At 69.0% G+C, this 20,777-nt stretch carries 20 protein-coding genes, 1 tRNA gene, 1 other RNA gene and 1 riboswitch; of the genes, 9 read left to right on the top strand and 13 right to left on the bottom strand.

Annotation, left to right across the window (positions count from 1 at the left end; all coding sequences use genetic code 11):
• Positions 1-33: 33 nt before the first annotated feature.
• Positions 34-2,025 carry an acetate--CoA ligase gene (acs, locus tag LK10_RS08795; protein WP_052207122.1) on the bottom strand — a complete coding sequence of 664 codons (1,992 nt, stop codon included), beginning with the start codon at positions 2,023-2,025 and terminating at the stop codon, positions 34-36.
• Between the two features lie 179 nt (positions 2,026-2,204).
• Positions 2,205-2,316: riboswitch (SAM riboswitch) on the top strand.
• A 38-nt stretch (positions 2,317-2,354) separates the two neighbouring features.
• On the opposite strand from acs, the gene LK10_RS08790 reads away from it, so the two are divergent.
• The 3 genes from LK10_RS08790 to LK10_RS08780 all read left to right on the top strand — a co-directional run bounded on the left by LK10_RS08790 (position 2,355) and on the right by LK10_RS08780 (position 4,286).
• Positions 2,355-2,840, top strand: a complete 486-nt coding sequence (locus LK10_RS08790) for a flavin reductase family protein (RefSeq protein ID WP_081998393.1) — start codon at positions 2,355-2,357, stop codon at positions 2,838-2,840.
• An 89-nt stretch (positions 2,841-2,929) separates the two neighbouring features.
• Positions 2,930-3,844, top strand: a complete 915-nt coding sequence (locus LK10_RS08785; protein ID WP_043122498.1) for an oxygenase MpaB family protein — start codon at positions 2,930-2,932, stop codon at positions 3,842-3,844.
• Positions 3,845-3,992: 148 nt separating this feature from the next.
• A complete protein-coding gene (locus tag LK10_RS08780) occupies positions 3,993-4,286 on the top strand; it encodes a DUF503 domain-containing protein (protein WP_043122494.1) in 294 nt (97 codons plus the stop codon).
• A 121-nt stretch (positions 4,287-4,407) separates the two neighbouring features.
• On the opposite strand, the gene purL is transcribed toward LK10_RS08780, so the two are convergent.
• From purL to purS, 3 genes are read right to left on the bottom strand one after another with little or no spacing between them, the layout of a single operon-like run.
• A complete protein-coding gene (purL, locus tag LK10_RS08775) occupies positions 4,408-6,723 on the bottom strand; it encodes a phosphoribosylformylglycinamidine synthase subunit PurL (RefSeq protein ID WP_043122492.1) in 2,316 nt (771 codons plus the stop codon).
• Positions 6,720-7,481: a phosphoribosylformylglycinamidine synthase subunit PurQ gene (purQ, locus tag LK10_RS08770; protein WP_043122490.1), complete on the bottom strand. Its 762-nt coding sequence runs from the start codon at positions 7,479-7,481 to the stop codon at positions 6,720-6,722. The genes purL and purQ overlap by 4 nt, the downstream gene beginning before the upstream one ends.
• Before the next feature lie 2 nt (positions 7,482-7,483).
• Positions 7,484-7,789: a phosphoribosylformylglycinamidine synthase subunit PurS gene (purS, locus tag LK10_RS08765; RefSeq protein WP_052207121.1), complete on the bottom strand. Its 306-nt coding sequence runs from the start codon at positions 7,787-7,789 to the stop codon at positions 7,484-7,486.
• An 88-nt stretch (positions 7,790-7,877) separates the two neighbouring features.
• Here purS and LK10_RS08760 point away from each other — a divergent pair, with 88 nt between their 5' ends.
• Complete coding sequence (locus LK10_RS08760; RefSeq protein ID WP_043122487.1) at positions 7,878-8,273, top strand: YchJ family protein; 396 nt, start codon at positions 7,878-7,880, stop codon at positions 8,271-8,273.
• 29 nt (positions 8,274-8,302) lie between these two features.
• Here the strand turns inward: LK10_RS08760 and LK10_RS08755 are convergent, their stop codons facing one another.
• Both LK10_RS08755 and LK10_RS08750 read right to left on the bottom strand, forming a co-directional pair.
• Positions 8,303-9,253 (bottom strand): hypothetical protein, encoded by a 951-nt coding sequence (locus tag LK10_RS08755; RefSeq protein ID WP_043122650.1) that lies wholly within the window; start codon positions 9,251-9,253, stop codon positions 8,303-8,305.
• A gap of 49 nt (positions 9,254-9,302) precedes the next feature.
• Entirely contained in the window at positions 9,303-9,821 is a 519-nt protein-coding gene (locus LK10_RS08750) for a MarR family winged helix-turn-helix transcriptional regulator (RefSeq protein ID WP_043122484.1), read from the bottom strand.
• A gap of 115 nt (positions 9,822-9,936) precedes the next feature.
• Here LK10_RS08750 and LK10_RS08745 point away from each other — a divergent pair, with 115 nt between their 5' ends.
• Together LK10_RS08745 and LK10_RS08740 are read left to right on the top strand one after the other, a co-directional pair.
• Complete coding sequence (locus LK10_RS08745; protein ID WP_043122481.1) at positions 9,937-10,161, top strand: hypothetical protein; 225 nt, start codon at positions 9,937-9,939, stop codon at positions 10,159-10,161.
• 75 nt (positions 10,162-10,236) lie between these two features.
• Entirely contained in the window at positions 10,237-10,494 is a 258-nt protein-coding gene (locus tag LK10_RS08740; RefSeq protein ID WP_408021448.1) for a hypothetical protein, read from the top strand.
• Positions 10,495-10,601: 107 nt separating this feature from the next.
• Here LK10_RS08740 and LK10_RS08735 read toward each other — a convergent pair whose 3' ends face one another.
• The 6 genes from LK10_RS08735 to LK10_RS08715 form a co-directional block, all read right to left on the bottom strand.
• Positions 10,602-11,915, bottom strand: coding sequence for an aspartate kinase (locus LK10_RS08735; protein WP_043122478.1), 1,314 nt, complete (start codon positions 11,913-11,915; stop codon positions 10,602-10,604).
• Between the two features lie 88 nt (positions 11,916-12,003).
• A complete protein-coding gene (locus LK10_RS08730; protein ID WP_043122475.1) occupies positions 12,004-13,029 on the bottom strand; it encodes an isopenicillin N synthase family dioxygenase in 1,026 nt (341 codons plus the stop codon).
• 85 nt (positions 13,030-13,114) lie between these two features.
• Positions 13,115-13,714: a recombination mediator RecR gene (gene recR / locus LK10_RS08725; RefSeq protein ID WP_043122472.1), complete on the bottom strand. Its 600-nt coding sequence runs from the start codon at positions 13,712-13,714 to the stop codon at positions 13,115-13,117.
• A gap of 42 nt (positions 13,715-13,756) precedes the next feature.
• On the bottom strand, positions 13,757-16,885 hold the full coding sequence (locus tag LK10_RS08720) for a DNA polymerase III subunit gamma and tau (protein WP_043122646.1): 3,129 nt from the start codon (positions 16,883-16,885) through the stop codon (positions 13,757-13,759).
• A 54-nt stretch (positions 16,886-16,939) separates the two neighbouring features.
• An RNA gene (ffs, locus tag LK10_RS21265) (signal recognition particle sRNA small type) lies at positions 16,940-17,034 on the bottom strand.
• A 43-nt stretch (positions 17,035-17,077) separates the two neighbouring features.
• Complete coding sequence (locus tag LK10_RS08715; RefSeq protein ID WP_043122469.1) at positions 17,078-17,776, bottom strand: hypothetical protein; 699 nt, start codon at positions 17,774-17,776, stop codon at positions 17,078-17,080.
• Between the two features lie 165 nt (positions 17,777-17,941).
• On the opposite strand from LK10_RS08715, the gene LK10_RS08710 reads away from it, so the two are divergent.
• Together LK10_RS08710 and LK10_RS08705 are read left to right on the top strand one after the other, a co-directional pair.
• The gene (locus LK10_RS08710; protein WP_043122466.1) at positions 17,942-18,646 is read left to right on the top strand and encodes a response regulator transcription factor; all 705 of its coding nucleotides are present in this window, start codon (positions 17,942-17,944) and stop codon (positions 18,644-18,646) included.
• A gap of 10 nt (positions 18,647-18,656) precedes the next feature.
• Entirely contained in the window at positions 18,657-20,003 is a 1,347-nt protein-coding gene (locus LK10_RS08705; protein ID WP_043122464.1) for a sensor histidine kinase, read from the top strand.
• Here LK10_RS08705 and LK10_RS08700 read toward each other — a convergent pair.
• Positions 19,981-20,316, bottom strand: a complete 336-nt coding sequence (locus tag LK10_RS08700; protein WP_043122644.1) for a hypothetical protein — start codon at positions 20,314-20,316, stop codon at positions 19,981-19,983. The genes LK10_RS08705 and LK10_RS08700 overlap by 23 nt on opposite strands.
• Positions 20,317-20,441: 125 nt before the next feature.
• Between LK10_RS08700 and LK10_RS08695 the strand changes: the two genes are divergently transcribed.
• Positions 20,442-20,526: transfer RNA gene (locus LK10_RS08695), tRNA-Ser, on the top strand.
• The last annotated feature ends 251 nt before the right edge of the window (positions 20,527-20,777 follow it).

Below are 20,777 nucleotides of genomic sequence, written 5' to 3'. Positions count from 1 at the left end.
GTGGCCACTCGTCGTGGAGGGGGCGACGAGTGGTCAGCGCGCTCCTAGGACCTTCTCGATCTCCGCGATGCACGGCTCGTTCTGGAGGCTCGTCGTGTCGCCGAGCGCGGTGCCCTCGAAGAGCTGCGTGAGCAGCCGCCGCATGATCTTCCCCGAGCGGGTCTTGGGCACGTCAGGAACGACGACGACCTCCCGCGGCTTCGCGATCGGCCCGATCTCCTTCGCGACGTGGGCGCGGAGAGCGTCCGCGACTGAGAGGGCCGGCACGTCGGCGACGCTCCCGCCGTCGGAGGTTGCGCCGTCCTCCGCGTCCCGCGCCAGATGCGCTCGCGCAGCCTCCGCCGTGAGCACGACGAACGCCGCGATGGCGTGGCCGGTCGTCACGTCCGAGACCGGGCACACACCCGCCTCGACGACCGCTGGATGCGACACGAGCGCTGACTCGATCTCGATCGTGGACATGCGGTGGCCCGAGACGTTGAGCACGTCGTCGGTGCGCCCGAGGATCCAGGTGTCACCGTCGTCGTCGAACTTCGCCCCGTCGCCCGCGAGGAACCAGCCCTGCGCGGCGTACTTGCGCCAGTACGAGTCGAGATAGCGGCGCGGGTCGCCCCAAACGGTCCGCGCCATGGCGGGCCCGCTCTCGGTGACCACGATGTTGCCCTGGATGCCCGGCGCGACGCGGATGCCGTCGTCGTCCACGATGTCCGTGGCGAGCCCCGGCAGCGCCCTTGTAGCACAACCGGGCTTGAACGTGGCGTCCGTCGGCCTCGGTGATAGCACGGTTGCGCCAGTCTCGGACTGCCACCAGGTGTCGACCATCGGGACGCCCCTGCCCGCGTCCCCGCCCGAGTCGCGCCCCAGGTTCGAACGCAGCCACCGCCACGCCTCCGGGTTCACGGCCTCGCCCACGGTTCCGAGGAGACGGATCGAGGCGAGGTCGTACTGCGCCGGCACCCCGTCCGGGAACCAGCCCATGAGCGAGCGCACCAAGGTCGGCGCCGTGTAGTAGCTGGTGACGCCATACCGCTGGATGATCTCGAAGTGCCGCCCAGGGTGCGGAGTGTTGGGCGTCCCCTCGAAGATGACCTGCGTGACGCCGTTCGAGAGGGGCCCGTAGATCTCGTAGGTGTGGGCGGTGACCCAGGCGAGGTCCGCGGTGCACCAGTGGACGTCGCTCTCGCGCAGCGAAGGGTCCGGGTTCGAGAAGAGGAACTCATGGCTCCACGAGGCCTGGGTGAGGTAGCCGCCCGTGGTGTGGACGAGGCCCTTGGGCTTCCCCGTCGTGCCGGACGTGTACATGATGAACAGCGGCGTCTCGGCCTCGAACGCCTCGGCCTCGTGGGTCTCGGGCTGCACGTCGACGAGCTCGTGCCACCACACGTCCCGCCCGGGCGTCCACGCGATCTCCGAGCCGGTGCGCCGGATCACGAGGACGTGCTCGATGGCGTTCTCGCCCTCCGCAGCGCCGCCGCGGACGGCCGCGTCCGCGTTCTCCTTGACCGGCACGGCCTTCCCGCGGCGGAACTGGCCATCCGTGGTGACGAGGAGCTTCGCCCCCGTGTCCTCGACCCGAAAGCGCAAGGCCTCTGCCGAGAACCCGCCGAACACGAGCGAATGCACCGCGCCGATGCGCGCACACGCGAGCGTGATCACGACCGTCTCGACGAGCACCGGCAGATAGACGACGACGCGATCCCCCTTCCGCACGCCGAGCGCCTCGAGCGCGTTGGCTGCCTGAGCGACGCGACGCGCAAGGTCGGCGTATGTGACGGCGAGGCGGTCGCCCCGCTCGCCCTCGAAGTGCAGCGCGACCTTCTCGCCACGGCCCGCCGCGACGTGGCGGTCCACGCAGTTCACTGCCGCGTTGAGCTTGCCGCCGTCGAACCAACGAATCTCCGGGGGAGTGGCCGCCTCGAGATCCGCGGGAGTGCACGAATGCGCCGTATGCCAAGGCTCTGCCCATTCCAGTCGGCGCGCGGCGTCCTCCCAGAAGGCGATGCGATCAGGGGTTGCAGCGGTCATGAGGGAACTCCTTGGAGGGTGGGGATGCCTCCACTAAACGCCCGCCGGAGTCCAGCGGCCAAAGGCTCGCGTGAAACAGAACGTCACGCGAAGTCATGACTGGACGGGCACCAAGTTGTGTGTCCGTGTTACGGACAGGCTTTACTGCCTAAAGAAGCGTTCCGTAGGCTCATTAGCAGGATCAAGAGTCCCGGCGTGAAGCTCTGGCTGGCCGGGCGGCAACCCTCTCCCGTAGTGGGGTGCCCCAGATGAGGATCCGGTCGCGGCGAACGTCCGCGGCAAGTACGGCGCCCGGAACCGGGTGTCCGGCCGATTGCTGGAGGAACGCCATGACCATCCCATACGTGGATCAGGCCGTCACGGGGGCGGAACTTCGCCGCGCCATGGGGCATTGGGCCACGGGGATCTCGGTCATCACGACCCAGAGTGAGGGCACCTTGGCCGGCCTCGTGAGCAACTCGTTCACGTCGGTCAGCCTCGAACCCGCCCTCGTCTCGTGGGCTGTGGACAAGCGTTCGTCGTCGTTCGATGTGTGGAACACGACCGACAACTTCGCCGTGCACATCCTGTCCGAGTCGGACCGGGAGCTCGTGCAGCGTTTCGTGGCGAAGGGGACGGAGAAGTTTGCGGGACTGGCCTGGAAGCCCGGCGTGCTGGGTTCGCCGATCCTGGCCGCCGACGTCCCGCGCATCGAGTGTCGGCTCTGGCAGCGGGTGGACGCGGGGGACCACGTGATCCTGATCGGCGAGGCAGTCAGCGTCTCGGATCCGGAGAGCTTCCGTCCCCTGACCAATCACGTCTACTGGGGCAAATAGCCCCACCGCCCGTGGCCGGGACGAGGGCGCCCTCGTCCCGGCGCGGAACGGCGTTGCCGATCACCCCCCGACTGGGCCACGCTGGAGGCGTGAGCCTCGATGTCCTCTCGCCCTTGCGGCGCCGCCTCCAGCTGACGTTCTCAGGTCAGGCCGAAGGCATCCCCGAGTGGGAGCTTGCCCTCGAGGAGGGCGACGACGCCGGCTACTTCCTGCCCGACTCCCTCACTTGGCGGGTCAACGGGGGCATGACGCCCATCATGGGCGGCATCCGCGCCCTCCTGACGCAGGCGCTGCATCCCGGTGTCCTGGCGGGCGTCGTAGACCACTCGCACTATCGCGAGGATCCCCTCGGGCGCCTTGCTGGGACCATCCGCTGGATCTTCAGTGTGACGTACGGCGATACGGCCACCGCCGAGCGCGCGTGCGCCTATGTGCGGCGGCTCCACGAGGCCGTGGTCGGCGAGTACGTCGACGGCCGTGGCATTCCCCGCAGCTACGCCGCCAATGATGCCGAGCTCGCTGAGTGGGTTCACATCGCCTTCACCGACGCCTTCCTCGGCTCCTATGAGTACATCCGCGGCCCGCTTCCGCCTTCCGCGGCGGACGCTTACGTCGCCGAATGGGCGCGGGCAGGCGAGCTCATGGGCGTTCCGGAGCCGCCGCGCTCCGTGGCTGCGCTCCGTAGGCGGATGGCAGAGTACGACGACGCCGCGCACCTCGCAGGCGGCCCGCGCGTCGACGACGTGGTTGGCTTCCTCAAGCACCCGCCGCTCGACCCGATGCTTGCCCCTGGGTACAAGCTGCTGTTCGCAGCAGCTGTCGATTCGATGAGCGATCGGCATCTCGAACTGCTCGGGCTGCATCGCCTGTCCCTTGGTTCCCTCCAGCTGCCCGTCCGCCCCGCAGCCCGGGCGACGCTCGCCGTCGTCGGCCGCGCCCTGGGGAGCACCGGCCCGAGCGAGGCGGCCGCCCGCCGCCGTGTGGCCCGCCTAGGCACCCCCTAACCCCCCACCCGCGTCTCGGGTACGCGAACTGACGCTCTCAGCCGTCTCGGGTACGCCAACTGGCGCCCTCAGCCGTTCCGGGTACGCCAACTGGCGCCCTCAGCCGTTCCGGGTACGCCAACTCGCGACGCCCGGGAAGAATAGCCTCATGTGGATCGCGTGGATCGAGTTCGACATCCTGCTCGGCGACGTGCACTCGCTCAAGGAGAAACGCGCCGTCGTCCGCCCGATCGTGGGGGAGCTCAGGCGGCGGTTCGAGGTCTCGGCCGCGGAGGTGGACAACCAGGACCTCCACCGACGGGCCTCGATCGGCGCCGCCCTCGTCTCAGCGGACGGCGCGCACGCAGTCGAGGTGCTCGACGCCGTCGAACGTTTCGTCGCGGGGCGACCCGAAGTGGACCTTTTGAGCGCACGCCGGAGGGAACTCCACAGCGAGGATTAGAACCTCGCCAGGACGCCGAGCACCATCCCCCGCCGTCCGGAAAGGGGAATGCCCCGTCCTTCGGACCCGCCGCTTTCGCGGGGTGGGTCCGAAGGACGGGGCACCGGGCCTCGTGGCTGGCCTAGCCGAAGTACTTCGGCAGCGTCCCCTCGTGGGCCTCGCGGAGCTCGTTGATCGGGAGTTCGAAGAGGCCCTGCACCTCGAGCGAGGTCGCAAGGACGTCGACGACGCCGAGGCGCACCACCGGGAACTGGCGGGCCGCGGCCATGTCGTTGAAGCGCACCTCCTCCGAGCGCGGGACGGCGACGACGGCGCGTGCCTGGGACTCGGAGAACAGCGCCGTGAAGGCGTCGACCCCGTCACGATCGCACAGGTCGCCGAGCGCCACTCGGGCGCCGACGCCGAAGCGAAGCACCATCTCGGACAGGGCAGCGGCGAGGCCGCCTTCCGAGACGTCATGGGCGGAATCGACCATGCCATCGCGTGAGGCGTTGATGAGGATCGCGCCGAGCGTCTTCTCCGCCTCCAGGTCGAGCTTGGGCGGGAGGCCGCCGAGGTGCCCGCGCAGGTTCGCGAACTCGGAGCCGTCGAGCTCGTCGCGCGTCGTGCCGAGAAGGTAGATCGCCTGGCCGTCCGCGTTCTGCTGCCAGCCCGACGGCGTGCGCCGGGCTACGTCGTCGAACTTGCCGAGGACGCCCACCACCGGGGTGGGGTGGATCGCCGTCGTTCCCGTCTGGTTGTAGAGGGAGACGTTGCCGCCGGTCACCGGGATGCCGAGCGTCTGGCACGCGTCCGCGAGGCCGCGCACGGCCTCGGCGAACTGCCACATGACCTCGGGGTCCTCGGGCGAACCGAAGTTGAGGCAGTCGGTGACCGCCATCGGGACGGCGCCCGACGTCGCGACGTTCCGGTACGACTCCGCGAGGGCGAGCTGCGCCCCCGTGTAGGGGTCGAGGTAGGCGTAGCGGCCATTAGCGTCTGTGGAGATGGCGACGCCGAGGCCGGTTTCCTCGTCGACGCGGATCACGCCGGCGTCGTCGGGGGAGGCGAGCGTCGTGTTGCCGCCGACGTAGCTGTCGTACTGCTTCGTGACCCAGGACTTGTCGCACATGTTCGGCGAGGCCATGAGCTCGAGGACCGCGGCCTTGAGCTCCTCCCCGCTCGACGGAAGGTCCTTGCCGGCGGCCGACGCGCGGAACGCGTCCTTCTGGACGCCGTCGAGCCACTCAGGCCGGTTGAACGGCCGGTTGTAGACCGGGCCTTCGTGTGCAACGGTTCTGGGATCGACGTCGACAATCGTCTCGCCGTCCCACGTGATGATGAGCCTGCCCGAATCGGTGACCTCGCCGAGCCAGGAGAACTCGACGTTCCACTTCTCCATGACCTTCTCGAACGCGGCCACGTTCTCCGGAGTCACGACCGCCATCATGCGTTCCTGCGACTCTGACATGAGGATCTCGCCCGGGGTCAAAGTGGGGTCGCGCAGAAGCACATTTGTCAGCTCGACGCGCATCCCGCCGTCGCCGTTCGAGGCCAGCTCCGAGGTCGCGCAGGAAATGCCGGCCGCGCCGAGGTCCTGGATGCCCTCGACGAGCGAGTGCTTGAAGAGCTCGAGGCAGCACTCGATGAGCACCTTCTCGGCGAACGGGTCGCCGACCTGGACGGCGGGGCGCTTCGACGGCTTCGTATTGTCAAAGGATTCGGACGCGAGCACGGACGCACCGCCGATGCCGTCGCCGCCCGTGCGGGCGCCGAACAGCACAACGCGGTTGCCCACGCCTGAGGCGTTCGCGAGGCGGAGATCCTCGTGGCGGAGGACGCCGACGGCGAGCGCGTTCACGAGCGGGTTGGCCTGGTACACGGAGTCGAACACGACCTCGCCGCCGATGTTCGGCAGGCCGAGCGAGTTGCCGTAACCGCCGATGCCGGAGACGATCCCGTGCACGAGGCGCGGGGTGTCCGGGTGGTCGATCGCGCCAAAGCGCAGCGGATCCATGACGGCCACGGGCCGCGCACCCATCGAGATGATGTCTCGCACAATGCCGCCGATGCCCGTCGCCGCACCTTGGTACGGCTCGACGAACGAGGGGTGGTTGTGGGACTCGACCTTGAACGTGACCGCCCAGCCGTCACCGAGGTTGGTCACACCGGCGTTCTCGCCGATGCCGACCATCATGTCCTTCTTCATCTCGTCGGTGAGCTTCTCGCCGAACTGGCGGAGATGCACCTTGGAGGACTTGTACGAGCAGTGCTCGCTCCACATGACCGAGTACATCGCGAGCTCGGCGGCCGTGGGGCGCCGTCCGAGGAGCTTGACGATCTCCTCGAACTCGCCTCTCTTGAGGCCGAGCTCGGCCCACGGCAGCTCTACGTTCGGGGTTTCCGCAGCGTGCTCGACCGTGTCGATGTTGAACTTGGGGGTGGTCTGGGTACTCACTTTGCCTCCACCAGCCGGCTCAGGACGGACGCGAAGAAGCCGAGCCCATCGGTGCTGTAGTGTCCGTCGGCGCCGAGGGGGCCGAAGCCGGGCTCGACGGCGTGCTCGGGGTGCGGCATGAGGCCGACGACGTTGCCCGCCGCGTTCGTGATCCCCGCGATCCCGCGCCTGGAGCCGTTCGGGTTCCAGCCGACGTAGCGGAACGCGACGCGCCCCTCGCCCTCGAGCTCGTCAAGCGTCTTCTCGTCCGCGACGTACTGGCCGTCCTGGTTCTTGAGGACCACGGTGATTTCCTGGCCCTCGTCGAACTGGTTGGTCCATGCCGTCTGGTTGTTCTCGACGCGGAGCGTCTGGTCCCGGCAGATGAACTTGAGGTGGTCGTTCTTGATCATCGAGCCGGGCAGAAGGTGCGCCTCGGTGAGGATCTGGAAGCCGTTGCAGATGCCGAGCACGGGGAGCTTCGCGTCCGAGTTCGCCGCATCGACGATCTTCGCCATGAGCGGCGCGAACCGGGCGATGGCACCCGCGCGCAGGTAGTCGCCGTAGCTGAATCCGCCGGGGAGGACGACGGCGTCGACATCGCCTAGGTCAGAGTCCGCGTGCCACAGCGGGATCGGCGTGGCACCGGCGAGCTTGACGGCGCGGGCAGCGTCGCGGTCATCGAGCGTCCCCGGGAAGGTGATAACCCCGATGCGGGCGCCGGAAAGCGGTGCGCCGGGCGTTCCGCCCAGATCGCCGATCAGAGGGGTCTCGCTCATGCCTACTCCGCCTCGGTGGGAGCGGCAAGGTCCTCGGCAGCGGCTTCGCTGCCCGCGTCCTCGGCGAGGACTTCCACGTTCACGACGTCCTCGATGACCGGGTTCGAGAGCATGGTCGCAGCGGCCTCGCGCGCCTGCTCGAGGATCTGGTCCGTGACGGGGCCCTCGACGGTGAGCTCGAAGCGCTTGCCCTGCCGCACACCACCGAACGCGGTGAACCCGAGCCGAGGGAGCGCCCCGACGATCGCCTTCCCCTGCGGGTCGAGAATCTCAGGTTTCGGCATGACATCGACAACGATCCGGGGCATCAAAGGGCTCCTGTGATTGAGGGGAGTTGCATCCTGATTCTACCGGAGCCCCGCGATGGGGCTTGAATCGCGGCGCTAGTGTAGCCCCATGACCACCGATCCCGGTGCACGCTGCCCCTGCGGAAGCGGCGACACCTACGGAGACTGCTGCGGCCGCTTCCACGGTGGCGACGCCGCGCCGACCGCCGAGGCACTCATGCGCTCGCGTTTCAGTGCCTTCGCCACGGGCGGCCCCGAGATGGAGGGCTACCTCCTTGCCACGTGGCATCCGTCCACCCGACCGACCACCCTCGAACTCGACGGCAGCACGCGCTGGCGGCGCCTCGACGTCGTCCGCACTGAGGCCGGTGGCCCCTTCGACGACCGCGGGATCGTCGAGTTCGCGGCCCACTATACGGACGACGACGGCCGCGGGGTCATGCGCGAGACGTCCCGGTTCGTGCGTGAGGACGGCCGCTGGCTCTACGTCGAGCCGCTCGCCTAGCCGAGCCGTTCGTCTGCGCTGCGGCCCACCTAGGTGAGGACGCCCACGAGAGGGGCGATCGCCGTCGTCAGCCGCTCCCGCAGCGCCGCGGCCTCCGCGGCGAAGGCCCGCTGCTTCTCGACATACGCCGCCTTGCCCGCCGGCGTCTCGATCGGAATGGGCTTGTAGCCCCATTCGGCGAGATCGTACGGCGAGGCCTGCATGTCCATCTCCCGCACACGCCACGCCAGCTCGAAGCAGTCCATGAGCAGCTCGCCCGGCACGGCCGGCCCCAGCTTGTACGCCCACTTGTAGAGGTCCATGTTCGCGTGCAGGCACCCGGGCTGCTCGAGGACCCGCTGCGTCTCGCGCGTGGGCTGCAGCTCGTTGCGCGGCGCGGCGTCCGGCGTGTAGAAGCGGAACGCGTCGAAGTGCGTGCACCGGATCCGGTTCTCCTCGACCACCCGATCCGTGCCCTCGGCACCGAGCCGGAGCGGGAGGTACTCGTGGCGGATCCCGAACTTTTCCGAGTGGTACACCATCGCCCACTCGTGCAGGCCGAAGCAGCCGAACTGGGCGGGCCGCTCCGCCGTTCCGCGCAAGATCAGGGCGCAGAACCGCACGGTCTCCTCGCGCTCGCGGAGGTAGCCTTCGGCGTCGAGCACGACGGCGTGCTGCCCCTCGGCGACGCCCGCCGCCTCTCGCTCCGCGTCCGTGAGCGCGCGGTAGTGCTTCCAGCCCAGCCGCTCGGCCGCGGCTTCGCCGACGAGGACGACGCCGGCGCCCGGGTGCCAGCGCCCGAGTTGGCCTGGCTTGTGGGTGTAGTACGTGAAGAGGAAGTCCTCGACGGGGTGCTTCTTCCGTGCGTTCCGGCGCGCTATGAAAGGCTCCGCGAAACGCGCCACCCGCTCCGAGTGAGCCCGGGCGCGCGGGAGCCACTCGTCCTCGGTGAGGACAAGGCGCGGGACGACGACGGGAGCAGCCTGGGCGCGGAAAGGCACCGATCCATTATCCCCGGGCTTCCGGCCTCGGGGGAGGGCCGCGAAGGGCTCAGCCACGCTTAGCCGAGTCTCCATCCCTGCTCGCCTGCGCTGCGGCGATGAGCTTCATCATCGACCGGTGCAGATCCTCTGCATCCTCGCGGGTGATGCCGAGCCGGGCCATCATCGTCCCCGGAACCGCGAGGGCCTTCTCGCGCAGCGCCTTGCCGGACGGGGTGAGGGCGACGTCGAGGGCCCGCTCGTTGCCTGCCTGGCGCGAGCGAGTTACGAGTCCGGCCTCCTCGAGGCGCTTGAGAAGGGGCGTCATGGTTGCGGGTTCGAGGAGGAGCGCATCGCTCACGTCTCGCACCGTGCGCGGACTCCGCTCCCAGAGGGCGAGCATCACGAGGTACTGGGGGTGGGTCAGGCCCATCGGTTCGAGCACAGGCCGGTAGGCGGCAACGACGCTCCGGCTCGCGACGCTCAACGCGAAGCAGAGCTGCCGTTCGAGGAGAAGGTCGTCTTGGTGTTCGGGGTTTTCTGCCCTCTCCGGGGTGGCGCTCGTGTGCTGCTCGGTCGATGTGCTCACGACTTCCTCCCGCGGGGACTTCCTGGTAGTTAGTGATAGTTAGTGCGCTAATAATCAGGGTACTATGGTTACTCGTTCGGGATGAACCCGCGTTTTGGATGGAAGGTAAGGGACCATGGCCGACGAAAACTTCGCCCAGCGGTTCATGCGCGTCACCGGCAAGCTCCGCTACTTCTTCGGTCCCGCCCATCGCGGCACGACCCAAGGCGACATGACGGCCGCCAACAAGGCCCTCCTCGCTCAGCGCGAAGCCGAGGCGCAGCAATGGGAGACAGTGACCCGTCCGGACGGCAGCACTTACGTCGTCGCGAAGGATCCGACAGACCGCTCCCTGCGCTGATGATTTGGTGCGTTCACCCCTGAGACGCGGATCACTGCGGGCGTAAAATGGCCCGCAGCGGAAGGGGGTGAGAACATGCCCAATTCGCACGAAAAGCACGAAAAGAAGGCCGAGACGCCGAAGGTGCATGAGCACCACGCTCTCGACAAGTTCATGCATGCGACCGACCGCGCGGTGAAGATCCTGGTTCAGCCACACCGCGGAGACATCAATTCCCCCGTGGTCCACAAGCACGACGCCTTCGAGGACGCGTCCGAGGAAGACCTCCGTGGTTTCGAAATCGTCGAGGACGCAGAGGGCCATCACTACGCAGTGAGGAAAGAGCACCACTGAGGCGCTCCTGATCCGCGAGACCTCAGTAACGAGACCTCAGTAAACGGACGAGACCGCAGGTGAGCACCTGCGGTCTCGTCCGTTTGCTCGGGTCTCGGCGCCTTGGCCTAGCGGCCAGTGCCGCCGTAGACGGTCGCCTGCGTGTCGACGTCGAGGTCGAACGCGGTGTGGATCGCCCGGACCGCGGCGTCGAGCAGGTCCGCGCGGGTCACGACCGAGATGCGGATCTCCGACGTCGAGATCATGTCGATGTTGATTCCGGCGTCTGAGAGAGCCTTGAAGAACGTGGCCGAGACCCCAGGGTGCGAGCGCATTCCGGCGCCGATGAGGGAGAGCTTGCCGATCTCGGCGTTGTACTCGATGTCCTCGAAGCCGATCTCATTCTGCGCGGCCTTGAGCGCGTTGAGCGCGTTGGCGCCCTCGATGATCGGAAGCGTGAACGAGATGTCCGTCTTGCCGCGCCCGAAGGTCGAGACGTTCTGCACGATCATGTCGATGTTCGAGTTCGCCCTCGCGATGACCTGGAAGATCGCGGCCGCCTTGCCCGGGATGTCCGGAACGCCGACCACGGTGACCTTGGCCTCGGAGCGGTCGTGCGCGACGCCGGAGATGATGGGCTGTTCCAAGGCGACTCCCTCGCTGATCGTGAACTTGTCCTCGGGGGAGGGCAGCACCCACGTCCCCTCGTTGTGGCTGAACGAGGACCGCACGTGAAGCGGAACCCCGAAGCGGCGCGCGTACTCGACGCAGCGCAGGTGAAGGATCTTGGCGCCCGAAGCTGCGAGCTCGAGCATCTCCTCGCTCGAGATCGTCTCGATCTTCCGGGCGGAGGGGACCACGCGCGGATCCGCGGTGTAGACGCCGTCGACGTCCGTGTAGATCTCGCACACGTCGGCCTCGAGCGCAGCGGCGAGCGCGACCGCCGTCGTGTCCGAGCCGCCGCGGCCGAGCGTCGTGATGTCCTGGCTCTCCCGGCTCATGCCTTGGAAGCCGGCGACGATCGCGATGTTGCCCTTGTCGAGAGACGTGCGGATGCGGTGAGGATCGACGTCGATGATGCGCGCCTTGCCGTGCGTGCCGTCCGTGATCATCCCGGCCTGGGAACCCGTGAACGACTGCGCCTTGTGGCCGAGCTTGTTGATGGCCATCGCAAGGAGGGCCATTGACATGCGCTCGCCCGCCGAGAGCAGCATGTCCATCTCCCGAGCGGGTGCGCTGTCGGTGATCTCGGCGGCGAGATCGAGGAGTTCGTCGGTCGTGTCGCCCATCGCGGAGACGACGACGACGACTTCGTGCCCAGCCTCGTGATAGTCCACGACCCGCTTGGCGACCCGCTTGACACCCGCCGCGTCCGCAACGGACGAGCCGCCGAACTTCTGGACGACGAGTTGCTTGGCGGGCAGCACAGGCGGCAAGGACATGCGGGCACACTCACAGGTGATGTAGGAAGCGACGGAGATTCGCGGAACATTCTATCGCCACGCCCGCATGCCCTTGCCTACTGTGACGTCAGCTGACCAGCTCCGGGTAGTGCAGGCGCGCGGTCTCTGGATGTGCGCGCAGCCAGCCCTTCAGGACGTTCTCCCCATAGGTGGAGAGCATGGGATTCTCGGGGTCGTCCGAGACGCCTCTCGCCTCGGCGGCGAGCTCTGCCGGAAGTTCGACCTTGTCGATGACGGCGTCGAGGCGCGGCGACCAGAAGAACGGCACCGAGTAGCGGTCGACGTCGGCGGGCGGCGCGGTGACGCGGTGGATGGTCGCCATGAGGTAGCCGTCAGTAGCGACCTCGAGCATTTCGCCGAGGTTGACGACGAGCGCGCCGGGGGTCGGCGGCACATCGATCCATTCGTCCTGGCCGTAGGGCTTGACCTCGAGGCCGCCCACGGAGTCTTGGAGCAGCAGGGTCACGAAGCCGTAGTCCGCGTGCGAGCCAACGCCCTGGTCGCCCGCCTCGGGCACGAGGCCGCTGCCCACGTAGTGCACGAGCTTGCCCATCCACGCAGGGCTGCCCGAGAACTTCTCGGCAAAGTAGTCCTCGGGGAGCCCGATGGCGACCGAGATCCCGGCGAGCAGCTCGGCTCCAACGCGGGACATGAGCTCGGCCCACTCCATGGCTGCCTTCTCGAGTTCGGGGTAAGCCGCTGGCCACTGGTTGTGGCCCTGCAGCCGCAGGTACGGCTGATCCTTCGGCACGTCGGAGAGCGGCTCCCGGTCTGGCCCGTAGTCGATCTGCTCGCGGGCGTCAGCTCGACCCTGAGTCACCTCGGTCCCGAGCCGGGTGTACCCACGGAACTGGGCGGAGGAACGGTTGTCGAGCGCGAGACGGTCCTCGAGGGGGAGCCGGAAGAACTCCGCAACGGTATTCAGGAGTTCCTGGTCTTGGCCCGGGCGCCCGCCGTAGCCGATCACTTGGAAGAAGCCGACGTTGTGGGCGGCGTCGCGCAGGGCATCGAGGAAGGCTGGCGTGAACTGCCCCTTCTCGTCCTTCGCGGTGGCGAGGTCGAGGATGGGCACGGATGTGCGTGGTGTGCTCATGCTTCCAGCATGCTCCTGCCCCAGTTGGGGCCGTAACGTTCTGTCACACAGGATTGGGCGCCAGAGGGGAATTGGGGGAGAGGCGTCAGCCGATCGCGCTGCGCCTGCCCTCGAACGCCCGCCCGAGAGTGATCTCGTCGGCGTACTCGAGGTCTCCGCCGACGGGGAGCCCTGAGGCGAGACGGGTCACCTTGATGCCGATGCTCTGTAGCATCCGGGCGAGATAGGTAGAGGTCGCCTCTCCCTCGAGGTTGGGGTTGGTCGCGATGATGATCTCGATGACGGCGTCGTCGTTGAGGCGGCCGAGGAGCTCGCGGATGCGGAGCTGGTCGGGCCCGATTCCGGCGATGGGGTTGATCGCCCCTCCTAGCACGTGGTATCGGCCGCGGAACGCTCGCGTGCGTTCGACCGCCACCACGTCCTTCGATTCCTCGACGACGCAGATGACGCTCGGATCCCGGCGCGGATCGCGGCAGATCGAGCAGGTCTCCTGCTCCGAGACGTTGCCGCAGATCTGGCAGAACTTGACCCGCTCCTTGACGGTTGTGATCGCTGCGACGAGCCGCTTCATGTCGTCGCCGTCCGCCTCCAGGATGTGGAAGGCGAGCCGCTGAGCGGATTTCGGTCCGATGCCGGGGAGCCTGCCGAGCTCGTCGATCAGATCCTGAACTGCGCCTTCATACACCCCACTACGCTACCGCCTCCGGGTCGCGCCTGAGCGCGGGCGCTAGCGCGGCGGGAGGACAGAGCCGTCAAGCGATCGCTCTTCGAGGAGCTTCCCGCCGAGAATCCGCTCGACCGCGGCGCGACCGAACAGGCCGGACGCTTCGACCGTCTCGTCGTCCGCACTCGGGATGTCTTCCATGACCGGCTTCGTCTGGACATTCGCCGTCTGCGCCTTGGCCTGCTCCTGTGCCTGTTGCGCCGCTCGCCGCGAAAGCCGCTGGTACATGCTCAGGTTCTGCCCGGCGTCGTCCGGTGAGGCCGCCGGCTGGGAGGGTTGGGGCGCCTGAGCCGGGGCGGGCCGAGGGGCCGCTGGCGGCTGCGCGGCCGCGGGAGCGTACGACGGCGGGACCTCGCGCTGCGCCGAGGGCGTCGCCTCGTGCGAGGCGGCGCCGGTGTTCGGCTCGCTGCCCACCGCCCAGACTCCGGGGGATGACTCCCTCGCGTACGCCCAGGGATCACGGCCCCGCTCGCCTGCGGCTGCCGCGGCAGGTGGGGTCTCCCGCGGGCTGGACGGACGACGACGGCCATCGTCCTCGGGGAGCGACTCTTCCGGCAGCGGCTCGTCCCACTCGGCTGCTGGCTCTTCGTCGTCATAAGGGATGTCAGCGTAGGGGTCGTCGGAGGCTTGAGCGGACGCGGACGCTTCAGCCGGCGCGGGCGCTTCAGTTGCCGCCGACGCTTCAGTCGCCGCCGACGCTTCAGCAGGCACGGACGCTTCAGCCGGCGCGGGCGGTTGGACGGAAGCTGACGGTTGGGTGGCCGCGGAGGCTGACGGTTGGGCGGAGGCGGAGACTTGACCGGTCTCGGACGCTTGATTGGACGCGGAGGGGCCGGATTCCGGCCGCTGCGGCCCTTGGTCGTTCCGCTCCCCCGGGTTCGTTTCGGGTACGCCAACTGTGCGGGGCGGGTTCGTTTCGGGTACGCCAACTGTGCGGGGCGGGTTCGTTTCGGGTACGCCAACTGTGCGGGGCGGGTTCGTTTCGGGTACGCCAACTGTCCGGGCCGGGTTCGTTTCGGGTACGCCAACTGTTGAAGCCGGAGCCGGGGCTAGGCCCCAAGCTATATCGGCGGCCGTAGGGGCCGGCGGGGTGACAGGTTCGGCGGGCGAAGTCGGGCGCGCTGTTGGTTGCGCAGTGGGTGCAGCATGCGCAGTTTGGGCCGCAGGCGCAGTCGACGGGTCGGTACGACGAGTTTCGGGTACGCGAACTGTTTCGGGCGCGTGGGATTCCCTGGGACTATCAGCCGGTGCTTTTGGGCCAGGCTCAGCTCCCCTCGCAGCTGCGGGAACAGGACCGTTTCCGCCGGTCGTGGCGTCGATCTGGACATCCACGCCAAGAACCTGCTGCACGGCGCGTCGCACATTGTCGGGGTGGTCGCCGCGTGAGAATGAGTTGGCGGACCCCGAATTGGCGAAGGCGAGGGTGAGCGTCCGACCGTCGAACCCTGCCACGTTGGCGTTCTGGCTCACGAGAATCCACGTCAGGCGCTTGATCGCAGTGAGCGCTTCCAAGACCTCGGGCCACGCACGCCGGAACATTTCAACGCTGCCCGAACCACCACTTGTCGCTCCGGTCTGTGGGCGCGGTTCCGAACTGGCTTGACGGGGCTGCGGGGTCCGGACGTGCTGCGGAACCTCGGCGCGCTGCGGAACCTCGGCGCGCTGCGGAACCTCGGCGCGCTGCGCCGGCTCTGCCATCGGCGCGGCCGGCTCCGGCTCGGCCTTGACCGGGTGGGGCGGCGCGGCCGGCTCCGGTTCAGAGACGGACGCGGGCTCCGAGACAACCAACGGCTCCGAGACAGCCAACGGCTCGGGCCCGCGCTCCTTAGCAGGCGCAGGCTCTGGGGAGGCGAGAGTTGGCTTCGCGGGCGCGGACGCCTCAACCGGTGCAGCAGCGGTTGGCTCCCCGGCGGGGGCTGCTCCGCGGTTCGCGCCGGCGTCGGACGCGGCGCTCGCAGCCCCGTGCTCGAAGGAGAGCCGCCGCTCGAGCCGATCAAGCCGGGCAGCCAGGCCCTGATCGCTGTCGGCGCCCGGGAGCATGAGCCGTGCGCAGAGCAGCTCGAGATGGAGGCGGGGAGAGGTCGCACCGGTCATCTCGTTGAACGCCGCGTTCGTGATGTCCGCGGCCCGCGAGAGCTCCGCCGCCCCGAGCGATTGGGCTTGAGTCCGCATGCGGGCGAGCTGGTCGGCCGGGACGCCGCGGAGAATCGCCTCGGCGGCTTCGGGGAGCGCCTGGACGATGATGAGGTCGCGGAACCGCTCAAGGAGGTCCTCAACGAACCGTCGCGGGTCGTGGCCGGTCTGGATGACACGATCCACGGCCCGGAACACGGTTCCGGAATCTCCCGCCGAGACGGCGTCCACAACGTCGTCCAAGAGCGCGGCATGCGTGTACCCGAGAAGGGCGACGGCGAGTTCATAATTGATCCCGCTCTCGCCCGCGCCCGCCATGAGCTGATCGAGCACCGAGAGCGAGTCGCGGACAGACCCTCCGCCGGCCCGGACCACGAGCGAAAGCACGCCCGGCTCGACTGCCACATGCTCCTCGGCGCAGAGCTTCTCGAGGTAGGCCATGAGCGGCTCAGGCGGCACGAGCCGGAACGGATAGTGGTGCGTCCGCGAGCGGATCGTGCCGATGACCTTGTCCGGCTCAGTGGTCGCGAAGATGAACTTGATGTGCTCCGGCGGCTCCTCCACGATCTTGAGCAGCGCGTTGAAGCCAGCCGACGTGACCATGTGGGCCTCGTCGATGATGAAGATCTTGTAGCGGTCGCGCACAGGGGCGAACGTCGCCCGCTCGCGGAGGTCCCGCGCGTCGTCCACGCCCCCGTGGCTCGCGGCGTCGATCTCGATGACATCGAGCGAGCCTGAACCACCCCGCGCGAGTTCCACACAGCTGGGGCAGACGCCGCACGGTTCGGGAGTCGGGCCCTTCTCGCAATTGAGGCAACGGGCGAGGATGCGGGCCGAGGTCGTCTTGCCGCAGCCGCGAGGACCGGAGAAGAGGTAGGCGTGGTTGACCCGATCCTTCCGGAGCGCGGTCATGAGCGGCTCGGTGACGTGCTCCTGCCCGATCACGTCTTGGAACGTGTCCGGCCGATACCGGCGATAGAGGGCAGTCGGAGAACTCACGGAGAAAACCCTACCAATCTGGACCGACACCCGAAGCGGGTTATCCACAGGTACGAAAAGGCCCCTCATGCACCCGCCAGAGCCCACCTACCCTTGCTACCTTCCGGTCCTGGGGGAGTTCAGCAGGATGACGCCACATGAGGGGCTGGGCTCCATCTTAGCGGAGTTCCACGGGCGCCTCGAATCGGCTCGTCAGCTCCCGGTCGTCGCGCTCGGGGAGGGGGCGTTCGTCGCCGGAGCGCTCGGGCTCGGAGTGCTCGGCGCCGCGCTCGGCTTCGGAGTCTTCGCCGGTGCTTTCTGAGCCGGTGCCTTCTGAATGGCCTGGGCGAGCTTCTGCACGGCCGCGCCGTAGGTGCCGTTGAGCGCGTTGTTCTTGACGTTCTGCGCGTCCGAGACTTCCTGGCCAGCCGGCGCGCCCGCGAGGGTCCAGAGGTCCTGCTGCATCTTGGCGGGCAGGTGCCGGAAGGCGGCCGGGAAGCGGTTGACGGCGGCTCGCGCAGCCTTCTGCGCGTTCTGGCCGTACTGAGCCGTGCCGTCCTGCCGGATGATGACGGCGAGCACCCGCCGCAGCGCCGCCCGCGCGGGGTGCTTCGCGGTGGCCGACGACGGCGCCGGCGTCGCGTTCGCCGCGGGGGCGACGACGGCGGCGGGCTGGGCGGTGACGTCCGCTCCCAGGCCGTCGAGCGAGGTGAGGCTTGCGAGCGAGTCATCGGCAGGCTGAGTGGCGCTGGCAGTGCCGGCCGCCGGCCCCTGGTGAGCCTCCACGGCGACGGCGATGCCGCCACCGGCGAGGAGGGCAGCGGCGAGCGCGGAGGCTGCGCCCGCCATCCAGCGCCCAGAGCGCTTCGGCTTCGGGGCGTCCCACGGCCTCTCGGTCGTCCTGAGGTCCATGACGTTCCTTTCTGAGCGACTGCCCGGCACGGTTCTCCGGGCTACAGACCCATGTTCGCCGGGCATCACAAGGACACTGTTCGGGCTTTGTTCGAGGAATGTAAAGTCTCCGGGACGCCTCGCCCGCCCGGGCCGGCGGCCGTCGTCGTGCGCTTGAATGGTGGCGTGGACAACTCCGGCGAGGGGCGCGGGCTTGTGCTCGTGGTCGAGGACGAGCATGCGATTGCTGACCTCGAACGCCTCTACCTGGCTCGCGCCGGCTTCGGCGTGCACGTCGAGCGGGACGGAGCTGCCGCGCTTTCGCGGATTCGGCAGCTGCGGCCGGTCGCGATCGTCCTGGACGTGGGGCTGCCGGGGATCGACGGCGTCGAGATCTGCCGGCGGCTGCGCGAAGAGGACGACTGGACGCCCGTGATCTTCGTGACCGCCCGCGACGACGAGGTGGACCGGGTCCTCGGCCTCGAACTCGGTGCGGACGACTACCTCACCAAGCCCTTCTCGCCCCGCGAGCTGGTCGCGCGCGTCCGCAGCGTGCTCCGGCGCGCGGCCGGTCCTCAGGCGCCGCGCGTCCTTGCCGTGGGCCGCATCCGGCTGGATCTCGGCCGGCGCACCGCGGAGGCCGACGGGCGCGCGGTGCAGCTCACGGCACTCGAATTCGACCTGCTCGCCCACCTCATGAGCCAGCCGGGGCGCGTGTTCAGCCGCGAGCAGCTCCTCTCGGCCGTGTGGGGCCAGGCGGACTACGGCGGCGGCCGTACCGTCGACGTCCACGTGGCGCAGGTCCGCGCGAAGCTCGGCGACGCGAGCCCGCTCAGGACGACGCGCGGCGTCGGCTACAGCGCCTCGGCAGAAGGCGGCGCTGGGACGTGAGGAACGCGCCATGAGGAAGTGGCTGCGCTCGCTCTACGCGCGAGTGACTCTCGTGACGGCCGCCGTAGCCGCGGTGGCGACGCTCGTCGCAGGGCTCGTCGGCGCGCAGCTCATCCGCTCGGCCGCCGTCGACCAAGCTCGCGCAAGCCTCGCTCGCCAAGCGCAAGCACTCAGCGTTTCCGGGTCCGTGACCAACCTCGCCTCCCTCCGCGAACTCGCCGTCGGTGAGGCGGGGCGCATCGCACTTGTGAGCCCGGACGGCACCGTGAGCGGGGCGGGCCGCAAGTACGTGAGCCGGGCCGCTGTTTCCAAGGTCCTCTCCGGCGGGTCCTTCTCGCAGACCGAGACCGTGAGCGGGACGCCGGTGGTCGTCGAGGCGCGGCCGCTCTCAGGTGGTGGCGGGCTTGCGCTCGTCGAGCCGGTCTCGGCCGTGAACCAGGCCGCGGGCCCCCTGGTCGCCCGCCTCCTCTGGGCCCTGCTAATAGGCTTCGCTTGCGCGGTTGCGGGGGGCGCGCTCGTCGCGAGCTGGGTAGCGCGCCCGCTTGTTCACGTCGCCGGCGCTGCACGGCAGCTCGCCGGCGGGGAACGGGGGGTGGCGGTCGACGGCGGCGGGCCGGCTGAGGTCGAGCAGGTCGCCCACGCGCTCGGAGCACTGGATGCCTCGCTGACCGCGAGCGAGGGCCGGCAGCGCGAATTCCTGCTCTCGGTCTCGCACGAGATGCGGACGCCGCTCACGGCCCTTAGGGGCTACGCCGAGGCGCTCGCGGATGAGATGATCCCGGCCGAGGACATCCCTCGCGTGGGGCAGACGCTCGGCGCCGAGGCCGGCAGACTCGACCACTTCGTGAGCGACCTGCTCGAGCTCGCGCGGCTCGAGGCCGACGACTTCAGGGTGGACCTGCAGCCCGTCGACGCCGCCGCCATTCTGCCTGCGGTTGTCGAGGCGTGGCGGGCTGTCGCGGAAACAGCGGGGGTGGTCTTGCGCGCTGAGGTTCCCGCGCCGCTTCCCGTCGTGACGGACGCTCGCCGCCTGCGGCAGCTCCTCGACGGCCTTGTCGAGAACGCCCTGCGAGTCGCTCCCGTCGGAGCGCCCGTGGTGCTTGCCGGACGCTGGGAGGGCGCCGGCGTCGTCCTCGAAGTGCGCGACGGCGGCCCCGGCCTGAGCGAGGACGACCTGGCCCACGCCTTCGAACGGGGCGCGCTGCATTCGCGTTACCAGGGGGAGCGGCCGGTGGGGACGGGGCTTGGGCTCTCGATCGCGCAGCGCCTCGCGGGCCGGCTCGGCGGGGAACTCGCGGCCGGGAGGGCGCCGGAAGGCGGGGCGTGTTTCGCGGTCAGGCTTCCGGCGGGAGGCTGATGTCCACCGGGAAGGTCATGAAAGCCGGCGTCTCGTAGGGGTGCGCCGCGATGAGCGCCCGGACGACGGCGTTGCGCTCTCGCCGAGGGTAGATCGCCTCGATCCGCGTCTCGGGAACCTGTTCCGGCTCGCCGACCGCCCCGATCGTCGGCTGCGCCCCGTCGAGGGGAGTGAAGCGCCCGATCCCTTCGACGCTGAAGCTGCACGCCGCGTAGTTGCCAAGCCGGCCCGCTCCGGCGTCTGCGATCGCGCTTCGGAGGCCGTCGGCGTCGGCAGTCGGGACGTAGACGACAAGGCAGTCGAACTCCTCCATCTGGACAGTCTCGCAGTCCACAGGTCTCGCACCCGCCGATTCGCCAGCTTCCGCCAACCTCGGGTACTCTAGAGTCTGCTCTGCACAGGGTGCCCGAAGGGGCGCGGCTGTGCGTGGGGCAATCTGGAGGATTCGCCTAGCGGCCTATGGCGCACGCCTGGAACGCGTGTTGGGTTCACGCCCTCGGGGGTTCAAATCCCCCATCCTCCGCCGTTGTGGCCCCGGGATCGGTTCGATTCCGGGGCCATTTTCGTCCCTTTCGTCTCTCCCGGAGGCCGAGCCCTCGGCCTTTCCACCTGCGCGGCTTTCCCGCTTATGCGCGGCTGCCCCGCTTATGCGCGGCTGCCCCGCCGCGCATAAGCGGCGCGAGCGCCCACGAGCGGCTCGAGTGCACATAAGCGGCCCGAGCGCCCAAGCGGTTGCGGTGAACACCCGAGCCTTGTGCGTAGCGCCAGTCCATT

Source organism: Sinomonas humi, from assembly GCF_000802235.1.
GTDB classification, from domain to species: Bacteria; Actinomycetota; Actinomycetes; order Actinomycetales; family Micrococcaceae; genus Sinomonas; species Sinomonas humi.
This window is presented reverse-complemented; position numbering and strand designations above follow the sequence as displayed.